The 14806-nt window shown below is 62.0% G+C and carries 13 protein-coding genes; 9 read left to right on the top strand and 4 right to left on the bottom strand.

All coding sequences use genetic code 11. From position 1 onward, the window contains the following. Positions 1 to 20 precede the first annotated feature (20 nt). From DC347_RS20175 to DC347_RS20165, 3 genes are all read left to right on the top strand, one after another. Complete coding sequence (locus DC347_RS20175; RefSeq protein WP_240617883.1) at positions 21 to 830, top strand: amino acid ABC transporter permease; 810 nt, start codon at positions 21 to 23, stop codon at positions 828 to 830. Further along, positions 827 to 1591 carry an amino acid ABC transporter ATP-binding protein gene (locus DC347_RS20170; protein ID WP_304598361.1) on the top strand — a complete coding sequence of 255 codons (765 nt, stop codon included), beginning with the start codon at positions 827 to 829 and terminating at the stop codon, positions 1589 to 1591. The genes DC347_RS20175 and DC347_RS20170 overlap by 4 nt, the downstream gene beginning before the upstream one ends. Before the next feature lie 68 nt (positions 1592 to 1659). Then, positions 1660 to 2991, top strand: a complete 1332-nt coding sequence (locus DC347_RS20165; protein ID WP_109864266.1) for a M20/M25/M40 family metallo-hydrolase — start codon at positions 1660 to 1662, stop codon at positions 2989 to 2991. Positions 2992 to 3059: 68 nt separating this feature from the next. Here the strand turns inward: DC347_RS20165 and pdxS are convergent, their stop codons facing one another. After that, a complete protein-coding gene (pdxS, locus tag DC347_RS20160; RefSeq protein ID WP_109864245.1) occupies positions 3060 to 3986 on the bottom strand; it encodes a pyridoxal 5'-phosphate synthase lyase subunit PdxS in 927 nt (308 codons plus the stop codon). A 528-nt stretch (positions 3987 to 4514) separates the two neighbouring features. Between pdxS and DC347_RS20155 the strand changes: the two genes are divergently transcribed. Further along, positions 4515 to 5096 (top strand): helix-turn-helix domain-containing protein, encoded by a 582-nt coding sequence (locus DC347_RS20155; protein WP_109864244.1) that lies wholly within the window; start codon positions 4515 to 4517, stop codon positions 5094 to 5096. A 45-nt stretch (positions 5097 to 5141) separates the two neighbouring features. Here DC347_RS20155 and DC347_RS22205 read toward each other — a convergent pair whose 3' ends face one another. Further along, positions 5142 to 5714: a helix-turn-helix domain-containing protein gene (locus DC347_RS22205; RefSeq protein WP_368665768.1), complete on the bottom strand. Its 573-nt coding sequence runs from the start codon at positions 5712 to 5714 to the stop codon at positions 5142 to 5144. A gap of 198 nt (positions 5715 to 5912) precedes the next feature. Between DC347_RS22205 and DC347_RS20145 the strand changes: the two genes are divergently transcribed. The 3 genes from DC347_RS20145 (at position 5913) to DC347_RS20135 (ending at position 8357) form a co-directional block, all read left to right on the top strand. Continuing rightward, positions 5913 to 6296 carry a RidA family protein gene (locus DC347_RS20145; protein WP_165838094.1) on the top strand — a complete coding sequence of 128 codons (384 nt, stop codon included), beginning with the start codon at positions 5913 to 5915 and terminating at the stop codon, positions 6294 to 6296. A 74-nt stretch (positions 6297 to 6370) separates the two neighbouring features. Further along, positions 6371 to 6592: a hypothetical protein gene (locus DC347_RS20140; RefSeq protein WP_109864241.1), complete on the top strand. Its 222-nt coding sequence runs from the start codon at positions 6371 to 6373 to the stop codon at positions 6590 to 6592. A gap of 82 nt (positions 6593 to 6674) precedes the next feature. Next, the gene (locus DC347_RS20135) at positions 6675 to 8357 is read left to right on the top strand and encodes a thiamine pyrophosphate-binding protein (protein ID WP_109864240.1); all 1683 of its coding nucleotides are present in this window, start codon (positions 6675 to 6677) and stop codon (positions 8355 to 8357) included. 770 nt (positions 8358 to 9127) lie between these two features. Here the strand turns inward: DC347_RS20135 and DC347_RS20125 are convergent. Next, on the bottom strand, positions 9128 to 10498 hold the full coding sequence (locus tag DC347_RS20125; RefSeq protein WP_109864238.1) for an NAD-dependent succinate-semialdehyde dehydrogenase: 1371 nt from the start codon (positions 10496 to 10498) through the stop codon (positions 9128 to 9130). A gap of 125 nt (positions 10499 to 10623) precedes the next feature. Next, positions 10624 to 11751: an aminotransferase gene (locus DC347_RS20120; protein ID WP_109864237.1), complete on the bottom strand. Its 1128-nt coding sequence runs from the start codon at positions 11749 to 11751 to the stop codon at positions 10624 to 10626. A 266-nt stretch (positions 11752 to 12017) separates the two neighbouring features. Here DC347_RS20120 and DC347_RS20115 point away from each other — a divergent pair, with 266 nt between their 5' ends. Together DC347_RS20115 and DC347_RS20110 are read left to right on the top strand one after the other, a co-directional pair. Next, positions 12018 to 13454, top strand: a complete 1437-nt coding sequence (locus DC347_RS20115) for an amino acid permease (RefSeq protein ID WP_109864236.1) — start codon at positions 12018 to 12020, stop codon at positions 13452 to 13454. Between the two features lie 268 nt (positions 13455 to 13722). Next, on the top strand, positions 13723 to 14475 hold the full coding sequence (locus DC347_RS20110; RefSeq protein ID WP_368665767.1) for a DMT family transporter: 753 nt from the start codon (positions 13723 to 13725) through the stop codon (positions 14473 to 14475). The last annotated feature ends 331 nt before the right edge of the window (positions 14476 to 14806 follow it).

Genomic DNA, 14806 nt, shown 5'->3' with positions numbered 1-14806 from the left:
CATGGCGGACAGTCGCGGCGATGGTCATCGGCCTCGCGGCGCTGGGAATCGCTTGGGTGTTCGCGGCAAACCCCAACTTGGACTGGCCCACCGTGGGCGCCTATCTGTTCGCGGAGCTGACCGTCCGTGGGTTGTTGGTCACCCTCTACTTGACAGTGATCAGCATGGTCATCGGCCTGGTGGGCGGAACGATCGTGGCGATTATGACCCTGTCCCACAACTGGGTGCTCCGGGCCGTGGCTGGAGCCTACGTCACGTTATTCCGCGGTATTCCGGTCCTGGTGCAGATCATTTTCTGGGGCTTTATCGGCGCATTTTTTCCATCCATCACTATCGGCATCCCTTTCACCGATACCGTCTTTTTCTCATCCCCAACCTCTGCCCTGATTAACTCCACCACCGCGGCCATCCTTGCCTTGGGCCTAAATGAGGCCGCCTATGCTTCGGAAATCGTCCGGGCCGGCATCCAATCGGTTGATGGCGGACAGCGTGAGGCAGCGTCAGCGCTGGGAATGAACCGGGCCGTGACGATGCAAAGGATCATCCTTCCCCAGGCAATGCGAGTGGTCGTACCCCCGATGGGCAACGAAGTGATCTCCCTGCTGAAGACCTCAGCCCTGGTGTCCGTGATCGCCGGCAATGACCTGATGACGAACCTTCAGCAGGTCTACGCACAGAACTACAAGGTGATTCCGTTGCTGGTAGTGGCGTCGATCTGGTACCTCATCGTGACCACCTTGCTTTCGCTGGGGCAAAGCCAGCTGGAAAAGAGGTTCGGCCGCGGAGTCCGTCCCTCCTCAACCCCCCGTCCGAAAAGAGGAGCACGATGAACGACACCATGGTGTTGGCGGATAACGTCGGCAAGAAATTCGGACACCACGAAGTCCTGCGGGGCGTGGACTTGACCGTTAACCGCGGCGACGTGACCTGCCTGCTGGGTCCCAGCGGTTCGGGCAAAAGCACACTCCTGCGGTGCATCAACCACCTCGAACGCATAGACTCCGGCCGCCTTTACGTCGACGGAGATTTGGTGGGCTACCGCGAAGAGGGGAAAATTCTGCACGAACTGGATGAACGCTCCATCGCCCGACAGCGATCAAAGATCGGCATGGTCTTCCAGAGGTTCAACCTCTTTCCCCACATGACCGCGATTGAAAATGTGATGGAAGCACCCCGCAGGGTGCTCAAAGAGTCCGCAGCCAGTGCCAATGCCAGGGCGACGGCTCTCTTGGAGCAGGTAGGTCTAGGCAACAAGGCCTACCATTTCCCCGCTCAGCTCTCCGGCGGCCAGCAGCAGCGTGTTGCCATCGCCAGGGCGTTGGCGATGAAGCCAGAGCTGATGCTTTTCGATGAGCCGACCTCTGCCTTGGATCCTGAGCTGGTGGGCGAAGTTCTCAAGGTGATGAGGGACCTCGCCGCCTCCGGAATGACGATGGTTGTCGTGACCCATGAGATGGGCTTCGCCCGCGAAGCAGCAGACCAGGTCGTCTTCCTGGACAGCGGGGTCATCGTCGAGCAGGGAACCCCTGACGAGGTTCTGCTCAGCCCCAAGCATGAGCGGACCCAGTCGTTTCTGTCACGGGTCCTGTGAACACCTTCAACCCAACCCCGCCTACCCCGCGGGTCCCGCCGTCCCCGGCTGGCTCCACGGATAGGCAACTGGGTTCGGGCTTCGAGGAAGTCGTGGAGATCTGCCGGGATCTCATACGGATCGACAGTTCCAACTATGGGGACGGGTCAGGCCCGGGGGAGAGGGCAGCAGCCGAGTACGTGGCCACCAAGCTCGCTGAGGTGGGCATCGAGTCCACACTGCTGGAGCCCGAAGCCCGGCGTACGAACCTGGTGGCACGGGTTCCCGGCCGGGCCGGCCCTGCGCTGCTCGTCCATGGACACCTGGACGTAGTACCGGCCGACCGGGAACTGTGGGCGGTGGATCCGTTCGCCGGTGAAGTGATTGACGGGTTCCTTTGGGGGCGTGGCTCCATCGATATGAAACACATGGTCGCAATGATCCTCACGGCCACCAGGGAAATGCAGCGCCGGAGCGTGCAGCCTCAGCGCGAGCTTGTTCTGGCATTCCTGGCCGATGAGGAGAACGCCTTTACCCTGGGCTCCCGGTGGCTTGTGAACAACCACCGGGACCTTATCGCTGATTGCACCGAAGCCATCAGCGAGGTGGGCGGCTTTTCAGTACAGATTCGGCCGGACCAAAGGATTTACCTGCTGGAATCAGAACGCAAAGGTGTCGCGTGGCTGCGCCTGACAGCCCGAGGGACCGCCGGGCATGGCTCAATCACCAACCCCCGCAACAGCATTGGCATCCTGTCGGCCGCCGTGGCGCGCATCGCGGGCCACCAATGGCCCCTGCGGCTTACTGACGTGTCCGGGCAGATGACAGAATCTCTCGCAAAACTTGGGGCACCTGACGTGTCAGGTGATCCTGAGGCGCTTCAGGACAGTGTTCTCGCGCCGGTTGCCGGGATGCTGACATCATCCTTGCGCCACGTGGCGAACCCTACGGTCCTGAAGGCGGGGCGCTCATTGAACGTGGTGCCTGGCAGTGCCGAAGCGTATGTGGATGGCCGGTTCGTCCCGGGGTACCAGGAAGAGTTTCTGGAGGAACTGGCCTTCCTCGCCGGCCCCGACGTCGCGATGGACGTTCTCGATCTGACAGCAGCAGACCAAGCCGATCCAGGTGCCTCGCTTGTCGCCTCGATGCAGGCATCCCTCGCGGCCGAGGATCCCGGTTGCAAAGTTGTTCCCTATACATCCTCGGCGTCAACGGACAATGCCTCCTTTGCCGACATCGGCATCCAGGGCTACGGGTTCGCGCCCTTGAAACTTCCTCCGGGGTATTCCTTCTCTTCCATGTTCCACGGTACCGATGAACGTGTTCCAGTCGAGGCGCTCATATTCGGGGCCCGCGTCCTGTACCGCCTGCTTACAGGTGAAGAACCGTCCTTTACGCCCGACAGGCCGCCGGATACATGAACGCAAAAATGGGTGGCTGCCTTACGCGGCAGCCACCCATTTTTCCCAGCATAAGGGTCCGGAGGTTTTTACCAGCCGCGTTCGGCCAGGCGGTGGGGCTGGGGGATTTCGTCGACGTTGATGCCGACCATGGCTTCGCCCAGACCGCGGGAGGCCTTGGCGATGACGTCGGGGTCGTCGAAGAAGGTGGTGGCCTTCACGACGGCGGCCGCGCGCTGGGCGGGGTTGCCGGACTTGAAGATGCCGGATCCGACGAACACGCCGTCGGCGCCCAGCTGCATCATCATGGCGGCGTCAGCCGGGGTGGCAATGCCGCCGGCGGTGAACAGTACGACGGGGAGCTTGCCGGCGGCGGCGACTTCCTTGACCAGTTCGTACGGGGCCTGCAGTTCCTTGGCCGCGACGTACAGTTCGTCCTCGGGCAGGGCAGCCAGTTTGGCGATCTCGGAACGGATCTTGCGCATGTGGCCGGTGGCGTTGGAGACGTCGCCGGTGCCGGCCTCGCCCTTGGAGCGGATCATGGCCGCGCCCTCGTTGATGCGGCGCAGGGCCTCACCGAGGTTGGTGGCACCACAGACGAAGGGAACCTTGAAGTTCCACTTGTCGATGTGGTTGACGTAGTCGGCCGGGGTCAGGACCTCGGACTCGTCGATGTAGTCCACACCGAGGGACTGCAGGACCTGGGCCTCGACGAAGTGGCCGATGCGGGCCTTGGCCATGACCGGGATGGACACAGCGTCAATGATCTGGTCGATCATGTCCGGATCGGACATGCGGGACACGCCGCCCTGGGCACGGATATCGGCCGGAACACGCTCCAGCGCCATGACTGCCACGGCACCGGCGTCTTCGGCGATGCGGGCCTGCTCGACGTTGACGACGTCCATGATGACGCCGCCCTTGAGCATCTCGGCCATGCCGCGCTTCACGCGGCTGCTGCCCGTGACGCTGGTCGGCTCGGCTGGAGGGGTGGTGGAATCGTGCGGTACTGGCATGGCGGGTCCTTGCTTGATCGGGGGAACGGGTCGGGCGGGAGTCAGCGGCTAAGCATGCGCAGGGTCAGTACGCGTATCGTTCACGAGTCAGCCCATAGGGAACGTCATCACTAAGACGGATACTGAATTCGCCTGGCGCGTGCTGGGTCACGAGGATGCCGCGGGAAGTATTGCCAGCAGCGGCTTCGCGTACACGCTCAATCGCAGCAGATAGGACGTCCGGGACTACTTCGGCACTGTCGACGGTGACGGTAACAACGGCAGGGTCAAGCATCGAGGAAAGCAAGTTTTGCTCCTTGGCGTGTCGGGGATCTACTCCTCCGCTACGGCCGGATGAGGCAGCGCCTGACCGGCCAGCTGGTAGGAGAGGGAAGAGTCAACATGAGCAATAAAATACTCACAAGGGCAGTATAAGGCCACGGTTGCGCCTCGAACAAGAACCCCTTGCATTTGACCAGCTGAGACGTGACACCAGCTGATACGCTCCAAGTGAGCACTTTATCACTCACTGTTACAGGGAGCAGGAACATGACCGAGGTCGATGCAGCGGGACAGTCGCTGATAGCACTCGTTGGCGGCACGATCAAAAAGCTGCGAACCGCTCAAAGGGTGTCGGTTACGGACCTCGCGAAGCGTTCGGACGTGAGCCGGCGGATGCTGACGGCTATCGAAGCGGGCACCGCCAACGCCTCTCTGGTGACGCTTGACAAGGTAGCCCGCGCCCTGGGCGTGGAATTCTCCGCTCTGGTCCGGTCCAGGACCGACAACCCGGTTGAGGTGATTCCCGAAGATGAGGCCACTGTCGTGTGGCGGGGAGGCGGAGGGAGTCAGGGGCGCGTTTTTACCACGACCAAAAGCCAGGGACCTGCCGAGATGTGGGACTGGACCTTGGCGCCCGGCGGCCATTACGACGCTGAGCCAGACCCTCAGGGTTCTGAAGAAATGCTGGCGGTTATCCGCGGCACCCTCAGTCTTGATGTGGACGGCGAGACCTACGTCGTTCCTGCCGGTGGCGTAGCCCGCATCGCGACTGACCGCACCTATTCCTACAGAAATGACTCCAGCGATGAGGTCAGCTTCGTAAGGATCGTGGTTATCAATACCCCCTAGGGGAGCCAGCGGCAACGGCACCCCAGTTGCTGCCTGATGGCACCCTTACAAGGCTGCGACGTCGGGGCTTTCGAACCTGACATCCGGGATTCCCGTCCAGAGTGCTCTGGACACAGTGGGCCACTTGTTGACCCAGATAATAGGACCGCGTGTGGAAAATGTCAGGGCATCCCCGGGTTCAAGAACATACTCGGATCCCGGGGCATTCAGGAGTGAATAACCCTCTGCTTGCACTGCAACAAGTACTCCAGGTCCATGAACAGCGCAACTGCCCCCGCCATCCAGCACAGCGTTAACCATCAGTAGGGAGGGGCTGCCCTGTTGAGCCACAGTCTGGACCGAGAGCCCCGCTGGCCCCCGCTCATTGAGAAGGTGTCCCGTGGCCCACACGACCCTGGCAGCAGGTTCCTCCAAGGGGTCGAGCACGTCCTCCACGCGAAGGCGCAAAACAGCACATAGCCCAACAAGGGTGGGCAGGCTTGCCACCCTTTCTCCGTTTTCCATTCTGCTAAGGGATCCGACGCTTACCCCGACTGAACGGGCCAGCACGGCAAGAGTCATCCCCAGCTCCGTCCGCCGCCTTCGGACACGCCGTCCAATCAACTGCTGCGTTGCCACCTCATCCGTTATCAGCGCTTGGTCACGCGGCGACCCAATCACATCCTCATCAAAATTCGCATCATTAGAAGTGAGAACCAAAATTATTGATTGTCGCAGATCTGTGCAGTATATTGCTCTCTAAGCATATTGTACGGCCCATCAACGGGCATGCCCACCTCCCTAACAACTCTTGAGACAAACAAAGGAACGACACCTATGGAACAGCGAATCATCGATACGGCTGCCGCACCGGCCGCCGTCGGCTCCTATAGCCAGGGAAAGCAGATCGGCCAGTTTCTGCAGCTGTCAGGGCAGCTGGCCATCGACCCCGTCAAAGGCGGGATTCTTGCCGGTGGCATCGAAGCCCAAACCGAGCAAAGCCTGAGTCAGATCACCATCCTGCTGGCCGAGGCGGGCGCTTCCTGGGCCGATGTGCTCATCAGCCGCGTTTACCTGGCCTCGGACGATGACTTCGATGATTTCGACCGCGCCTACAGCAGGATCGTTCCGCAGCCCTTCCCGGCACGAGTGACAGTGGGCGCCCAGCTGGCCCCCGGCGCCCTTGTCGAAATCGACGTACTGGCCGTCGTCGCGGACTAAGTACTACAGAAAGATCGCCGCGTCAGAAGCTCCAGGGAAGGAGCCCTGGAGCTTCTGTGCAAAGAAGGACAATCATGGAAGCAGCAATCAGTACCGTCAGGACCCAAGCCAAAGGATGGGACAGGCTGGAAGTAGGCCAGGAAGTGCTCCTGGCCCACCCTGGGCTGCCCCCGATCGCCGGGACCGTTGATGCCATGACTGACGACCGGGAAATCATCTGGGTCCTATCCGTCCCACGGCGGCGGCAAATCATCCACATCGACGATGGCTACCGCGTCCTCCACGAGGGCCCCTGAAGCTCACACAGCACCGGGCAAATCCCGCGGAGGATCACGGGATCACCCGGAACACCAACAGAAGCAAGGAACAGAACCAGCCATGCACCAACAAACCTCTGACATCACGGGTCAGACTGTCCGCAACGGCGGTGACCTTGTCGTCGAGACCCTCGAAGCGCTGGGAGCCAAGACGGTCTTCGGCATCCCGGGCCAGCACGCTCTGGGCCTCTTCGACGCCATGGGCCGCGGCAACCTCCACTTCGTCTCCTCCCGGGTGGAGAACAACAGCGCCTTCGCTGCGGACGGGTACTCCCGCGCCACCGGCGAGGTCGGCGTCCTGTTTCTCTCCACCGGCCCCGGCGCGCTGACATCCCTCGCCGGGCTGCAGGAAGCCTATGCCACCGGCGTCCCGATGGTGGTGGTCGCGAGCCAGATCCCGCTCGAAGGCCTCGGCGCCCGCCGCAAAGGCATGCTGCACCAGCTCGATGACCAGAAGGCCTCCGCCGCCAACGTCACCAAGAGCCAGCGGCTGATCCAGCACGCCTCCGGCATCCCCTCGGCCATCCAGGACGCCTGGACCGAAGCGATCTCCTCTCCCCAAGGACCCGTGTGGCTCGAAATCCCGCAAAACGTCCTGCTGGACCCGATCATGATGCCGCCGGTGGAGGACGCCCTGGCCGAAGCTGCTGACAACCCGCCCCGCATTGAGCTGGTGCGCGAGGCCGTGAAGTGGCTGGAGTCAGCACAACGCCCGGCCATCATTGCCGGCGGCGGGACCCGTCGCGGCAAGGCGGAGAAATCGTTGCTCTCGATTGCCGAGAAGCTGCGCGCGCCGGTGATCTGCACCCCGGGCGGCAACGGCGCGTTCCCATGGAACCATGAACTGTCCCTGCAGTCCTGGATCGAAGACCGCTACATGACCGATCTGCTCGAGGACGCCGACGTCCTCGTGGTCATCGGCTCCTCCCTGGGCGAAGTCACCTCCAACTACTTCACCTTCGAGCCCCGCGGCAGGATCATCCAGATCGACGCCGAACCCCGCGTCCTGGAGTCCAACCGACCGGGTCTCGGCATCCGGGCCGACGCCGGCCAGGCCCTGGCGGCATTGGACGCCGCTCTCATCCGGGAACAGCCCACGGAGCCAAGCTGGCGCGGGAGGCCACCGGAAGAGCTGGTGAAGGAGTCCCTCGCCAAGGTCGAGGCACGCTTGGGGTCTCAGAACCTAGGCAAGGAACTGGAGTTCATGGCCGATATCCGTGAAGCAGTCCCAGCGGGCATGCAGACCTTCTGGGACATGACCATCGCAGCCTACTGGGGCTGGTCCTGCTGGGACGCGCGCGAAGGGCAGTTCCACTCAGCCCAAGGCGCCGGCGGCCTCGGCTACGGTTTCCCTGCGGCCATTGGTGCAGCCACGGGCCTTGCATCACGCGGCGGGTCCGGGCGGGTACTGGCAGTTTCCGGCGACGGATCATCCATGTACTCCATCAGCGAACTGGCCACCGCGAAGCAGCACAACGTGCCCGTCACCTGGTTGATCGTGGACGACGGCGGCTACGGCATCCTGCGCGAGTACATGGTGGGCGCTTTCGGGAAGGCCACGGCTACCGAACTGGCCCGGCCCGACTTCGTGAAGCTTGCGGAGTCCTTCGGGGTGCCGGCAACCCGGGTGGCCCCGGAGGATGTGGGGGACGCGCTCAAGGCCGGATTCGCCGCTGACGGGCCCAACGTCGTCGTCGTCGAAACGCTCCTGACGATGTTCGCACCCACCCATCTTGACGGGTGACCAGCCGTAAGACTCATGTCGAAAGGCCTCTTCGCGTTGGTTCTACGCAAAGAGGCCTTTCTTCATTCCTGCTCCAGATTGTTGCCCGTCGGGCTGGTGGCGCAGGGCTTGATGAACTGCGGGGATACGGGCGGCCGGGGCACGACCGGGTGACTGCCCGATCGCGGCGGGAGGTCAGTCCGTTTCGGGTCCTGCACAATAATGGCAGTCTTCATCGCACTCCCGAGTGTCTTCGCCGACGGATGACCCCGAGCGTGGTGCGGCTTCAGGTCGCTGCGTCTCTCTGTTTGGTCTAAGCATCTAGTGCACCTTCCGGGCCTGTTCGGACCCATCGTCCTGCTGCGTGGTCTGCAGATTCCTTAGGTCTGTCACCACAGCACTGATCCTGGCGTTTCGGGTCATTAGGTGGTGGGAGGGCCGCTTTCTTTGGCTTGAGGAGGTGGCAGCCGGGCGTTGGGGGAGAACCCGTCGTAGGGGATCGTCGACGTCGGCAACCATGCCTTGCAGCAGTTGGGCCACGGGGTCAAAGAAAAGCGGAAAGTCCCCGGGGTCCTGGCCTTCGATTGAACTCGAGCCCGAATACCTGCTTGCAGGTGACGGCATTGGGTGCTGGCGCTCAGTGTCCAAGCGCAGTTTGGGCGGCGCCTTGTCGTCTCTCATGATTCCTCTTGCAGTTGCAGGTGTCCTTGCAGAAATTCTCGGGGAAACACGGGAACACTGTTTCCGTGCTTCCCCTGTCCGGTCAGGGATGGCGTGGCCCGGGATGGCGTTTAGCCGATGGTGCGGATGAGTTTCCTGTTGGCGAACTCGTCGACACCGTACCGGCCCAGTTCCCGTCCAAACCCTGACCTTTTGACCCCGCCGAATGGGAGCTCGGCAGACTCGGCTCCGACGCCGTTGATGAAGACCATGCCGACCTCAAGCCGGTCCGCCACCCTCAGGGCCTGTTCGGAGTCGGTGGTGAAAACGTAGGATCCAAGGCCAAAAGCGCTGTCATTGGCGGCCCTCACCGCCTCATCTTCGGAAGAGAATTTCTGGATAGAGGCAATCGGGCCAAAAAATTCCTCGTAGTAGGCCGGGTTTTTCGGGTCCAGCCCGTCCAGGATAGTTCCGGGAAAATAGGTGCCCGAACGGGTGCCCCCGGTCAAGACTGTCGCGCCTGAATTAACTGCCAGGTCGAGCTGTTCCTGGAGACGGTCTGCGGCCGCAGTCGAGGACACGGGTCCAAGAAAGGTGCCGGGCAGTGACGGATCGCCGGGGGATACCCTGCACAGCGCCTCGGCGAAACGGGTTTTAAACGGCTCGTAGAGGTCCTCTGCTACGAGGAACCGTTTGGCGGCATTGCAGGCCTGACCGTTATTGTCGAGCCTAGCGGTGACCGCGCATTCCACCACGGCGTCGAGGTCCTCGGTGGACAGGAGGATGAAAGGATCTGATCCACCCAGTTCAAGGACGACCTTCTTGAGGTGGCGTCCCGCCAGCTCGGCTACGGAAGCGCCTGCCCGCTCCGATCCTGTAAGGGACACGCCCTGAATCCGGGGATCGGCGATAATCTCGGCAATCTGGTCGTTGCTGGCGTAGATGTTTGTGTAGCCGCCTTCGGGGAGGCCTGCTTCGAGGAACAGGTCTTCGATGGCGGCTGAGGAAGTGGGGCACTGCGGTGCGTGTTTGAGCACCACCGTATTGCCCAGCAGCAGATTGGGGGCGGCGAACCGGGCCACCTGGTAATAGGGGTAGTTCCAGGGCATGATCCCCAGCAGGACACCGATGGGGCTTCTGCGGACCAAGGCACTTCCGGTGCCTGAGATCAGCTCGATGGGCTCGTCCTGCAGGAATTTATCCCCGTGGGCGGCGTAGTAGTCGTAGATGTCGGCGGTGAAGTCCACCTCGCCCAAAGCCTGGGAACGGGTTTTGCCTACTTCCTCCACGGCGAGTTCGGCCAGATGCGAACGGCGTTCCCGGTGAAGGTCCCCGACGCGTTTCAACAGACCGCTGCGCTCCGCCACGGTGCTGGCGCGCCCACAGCTGCGGTAGGCCGCATCGGCAGCGCTGATGACCTTCTCCAGCGTCTCGCTCGTGATGAGTGGGTACTTACGCCCGCGCTGACCTGTTGCCGGATTGATGACCTGGTATTCGGACATGACACTCGATTCGTTGCTGGTGCAGGATGCTGAAAAGCCGCGGGGAACGCGCCGTGGCGTTCCCCGCGGCTTCAGCTGGGGTGCGGGATCCGGACCGGGAGGAGTCGAGCCCGGTCCGGACGGGTTTAGGACTGTGCGCGCCGGGAGAAGAACTCGCTGACCTTGGCAAGTCCCGCACGGAGAACTTCCTCGTTGTTTGCGTAGCCGATGCGAAGGCAGCCTTCGAGGTCAAAAGCGCTGCCCGGGGTCATTAGGACCCCAACCTCTTCCATCAGTGCAGCTGCCAGCTCAGCGGAGGGCTCCCCGGTGTTGTATTCCAGGAGCGCAGTGGTTCCCCCGGCGGGCTTCACGTAGGTGATGGCCCGCTCCTGCTGAACCCATTCGTCGAGAATAGCGAGGTTCGTCCGGACGATGGACCGGGAACGTTCGAGGATCGCGTCCTTGTTTTCCAGTGCGATCCGGGCCAGAACATCATCAATCATGCCGACGCTGATGGTGTTGTAATCGCGCCGGATTGCGACCCGCTCAATGAGCTCGGTCGGGCCGGCCACCCAGCCCAGGCGCAGGCCAGCCAACGAGAAGGACTTGGACATGCTCGCCGTGCTGATACCGCGGTCGTAAACGTCCGCGATGGAGGCCGTGAAACCGTCGCCATCTTGTGCCGTTCCCCGGTACACCTCATCACAAAGGACGTACGCCCCAACAGTCGCGGCGATGTCTGCGATGGACTGCAACATCTGGCGGTCCATGACCGACCCGGTCGGGTTGTTCGGGTTGTTCAGGACGATGAGCTTGGTGTTGGAGCTCACCATGGCTTTGAGCTCGTCCAGGTCGGGCAGGTACCCGTTTTCGGGACGCAGCTTCAGCAGCTGGACATCGGCGCCGTAGCTTTCCGGGATCGAGTAATGCTGCTGGTAGGTCGGTAGCACAGAGATGACACCGTCACCGGGTTCGACCAAGGTCTCGTGCACGAGGGCGTTTGCACCAATTGCACCGTGGGTCGTGATGGTGTTCTCCGGCTTGAGCGTCTCATACAGGCCAGCGATTAGTTCACGAAGCCGATCCGAACCTTCGATGGCCCCGTAGGTGAGCTTCATGGGCAGGATCTCGGCAAGGAACGTCTCCTTCCGGCCCGCCATCGTCAGGAGCTGGTCCACGGTAAGGGACTCAACGCAGGTCTCGCCCAGGTTATAGACGCAGTCGTTTTCATACCGGTTCATCCAGATCTCAACGCCGAAGTCTTTGATCTTCATGGCAGCTCCAAAAGTCAGTGGCACCCACAGGGCCAAAGTGATCCAAAAGGCAGGCGAACAACCCGCCAGTCCTGTTACTTATATTGCCCAAATGAGCATTCTATGTCAAGGCTATTGTGAAGCTGCGGCTAGATGCGCTAAATATTGCTCTATTAGGCAATATATGCCTAGTCTTGGTCGCGGTGATCTACACCACCGCGCCACCGGCGCCGCGGACAACGAGACTTCAGCCCCGCGGGCCGCCCACATGTTTAGGAACTTCCGGGATGTCCCCACTTCTTACAGACGCTTTTCGCAAGACCACGGTCACCGCTCACGGCGACGGTCCCGAGGGGGAGGGCAGCCTCCGCCGCACCATGGGGGTCTTCCAGCTGTCCACACTTGGTATCGGTGCCACCGTGGGAACGGGCATTTTCATCGTTCTCACCGAGGCTGTGCCCGTAGCCGGACCAGCCGTCATCTGGTCTTTCGTCATCGCCGCAGTTGTAGCGGGGCTTACCGCACTGTGCTACGCGGAAATGGCCAGCGTCATGCCCGCGTCAGGCTCCTCGTACTCCTACGCCTACGCGACGCTAGGGGAACTTCCCGCCGTTGGCGTGGGTGCGTGCCTCCTGCTGGAATATGGCGTCTCAGCGGCCGCCGTTTCCGTGGGATGGTCCGAGTACCTCAACCAAGCCCTGGAGAACCTGTTCGGGTTCCGCATCCCGGAAGCGCTCTCCAGCGCACCTGAGGCCGGGGGGGCGGTCAATCTCCCGGCAATCGTCTTGGTCGTACTGTGCTCGCTGTTGCTGATCCGGGGAGCCAGCGAATCGGCGAAAGCCAACGCCGTCATGGTACTGATCAAGATCGCCGTCCTCATCATGTTCATCGTTGTGGGATTGACTGGCTGGAACTCGGACAACTTCTCCAACTTCGCCCCGATGGGGATCGCCGGCATTACCGGGGCGGCAGGAATCATCTTCTTCTCCTACATAGGGCTCGACGCGGTCTCAACAGCGGGAAACGAAGCCAAAAACCCCTCTCGAACCATGCCACTGGCCATCCTGATCACCCTGGCCGTTGTCACCGCCCTGTACGTGACCGTGGCACTGGTCGCCGTGGCGGCACAAGGAGCGGACAAATTCGAGGGCCAGGAAGCCGGCCTCGCCGCGATTCTGCAGGCAGTCACAGGATCAACTTGGGCAGGTACCGTCCTGGCAGTGGCCGCGGTGATCTCTATTTTCAGCGTCACCCTCGTCGTCCTCTACGGCCAGACCCGCATCTTCTACGCCATGAGCTGCGACGGACTCATCCCGCCAGTCTTTGCCAAAGTGCACCCCAAAACCCGAACCCCGGTGGCCGGGACAATCATGACCTGCGTCGCTGTCTCGGTTCTGGCAGGGTTCCTGCCCATCAATTTCCTGGCGGAACTGACCAGCGTCGGTACTCTCGTCGCCTTCTTGGTTGTGGCCATCGCAGTCATGATCCGTAGACGGAACTCCCCAGGAGCCCCGGCCCCCTTCAAGGTCCCCCTCTACCCGGCCACGCCGATCCTCGCCATCGCCGGCTGCCTCTGGATCATCAAGGACCTGCGCCCCATTACCCTTTTCGCTTTCCTGGTCTGGACCGGTCTTGCCCTGGTCTTTTACTTCACCTACTCCATCCGCAATTCGAAGCTAAACCTGGACCGCCGCGCACTCACCGAAACCGGTTCCGGCCGGTAAAGGCCCCAGCCGCTGAGCCGGGTGCGCCCGCCACGCTCCAGCCCCGGGACCGAGCGGGGCTTTGAACCGGTAAGGAATCAATGCCGTCAACAGTGGGGCTGTGCCCGGAAATGGAACCTGGATGACTCAGAACCGCCCAGTGAAGGTTCCCGTCCCGCCTTGGGGAATGGCGATAACCGCAATTCTTTTGATCCAGCTGGGCTCGGCCCTGTCCATACCTTTGGTTGAAGCTGTGGGTCCTGCAGGGGCCGCGTGGCTCAGGCTCAGCATGGGTGCTGTAATTCTCTTTGCGATAGCCCGCCCACCGCTGCGCTTCATCCAACGAAGTGATGTGCTGCCGGTGCTTGGGCTGGGCATCACAACCGGCGTGATGACGATGGCGTTCCTCGCCGCAATCGAACAAATACCACTGGGCACCGCCGTGGCTGTCGAGTTCCTCGGACCCCTCACGGTCGCGGCATTCGGTAGCCACGCCCGCATGGCCCTCCTCTGGCCAACCTTGGCGCTTCTCGGCGTTGTCCTGCTGACCGAACCGTGGCAGGGCAGCTTCAACGTGGCCGGACTTGCGTGGGCGGTTCTATCCGGCGTCTCCTGGGGGGCCTACATCCTCCTCACGCAGAGAATTGGGGACCGCTTCACCGGCATCGGGGCGCTGTCCATGACCATCCCTCTTGCCTCCCTCACTGCAGCCATTGTCGGGATCCCCCAAGCCTCGAGGAATGTCACTTTTGAGACTTTGGCGATTGCAGCCGGGCTCGCCATCCTGCTGCCCGTACTGCCGTTTGCCCTCGAAATGCTGGCCCTTCGCCGAATGACAACTACAGCATTCGGTACCTTCATGGCCCTGGAACCCGCCGTTGGAGTCCTTCTGGGGCTGATCATCCTGAACCAACAACCCTCTGCAACCCAGGTTGTGGGCATCTCGCTCGTCGTCCTCGCGGGCGTGGCAGCGCAACGCGGCGGGCAGCGGCATAAAGGAGCTGACGAAAAGATGCCAAGCCCTGTCAATCTCGAAATCTGAAACTGGCCGGCATCAGACCGAACCGCCGTAGGACATTGCCTCCCATTCCGTGACGCTTGCACCGGAGGTTTTCACACCTGCCCTTTTTGAGCTGCCCTCGGTCCAGCTTCTCCAATTGCCCCAAACCCAGCGTCCACCGTTTGAGGGTCTGACGAGTTGAAACCCGACGTACGGCGCATGCCGACGGCAGTCCACATGCGGGGTTGGTACCAGCAGCCTTGTTCAACTTCTGTTCGCGCACTCGTTCGATGCCTGGTCAATAGCGACCACGAAGGACCCACTGGTCTGCCGTGAGGGCCATCGGTAACAGCCCTCCACCAACCCCGAAATG

Origin of the sequence: Pseudarthrobacter sp. AG30, from assembly GCF_003116525.1 — a bacterium.
In the GTDB taxonomy this organism is placed as follows: Bacteria; Actinomycetota; Actinomycetes; order Actinomycetales; family Micrococcaceae; genus Arthrobacter.
This window is presented reverse-complemented; position numbering and strand designations above follow the sequence as displayed.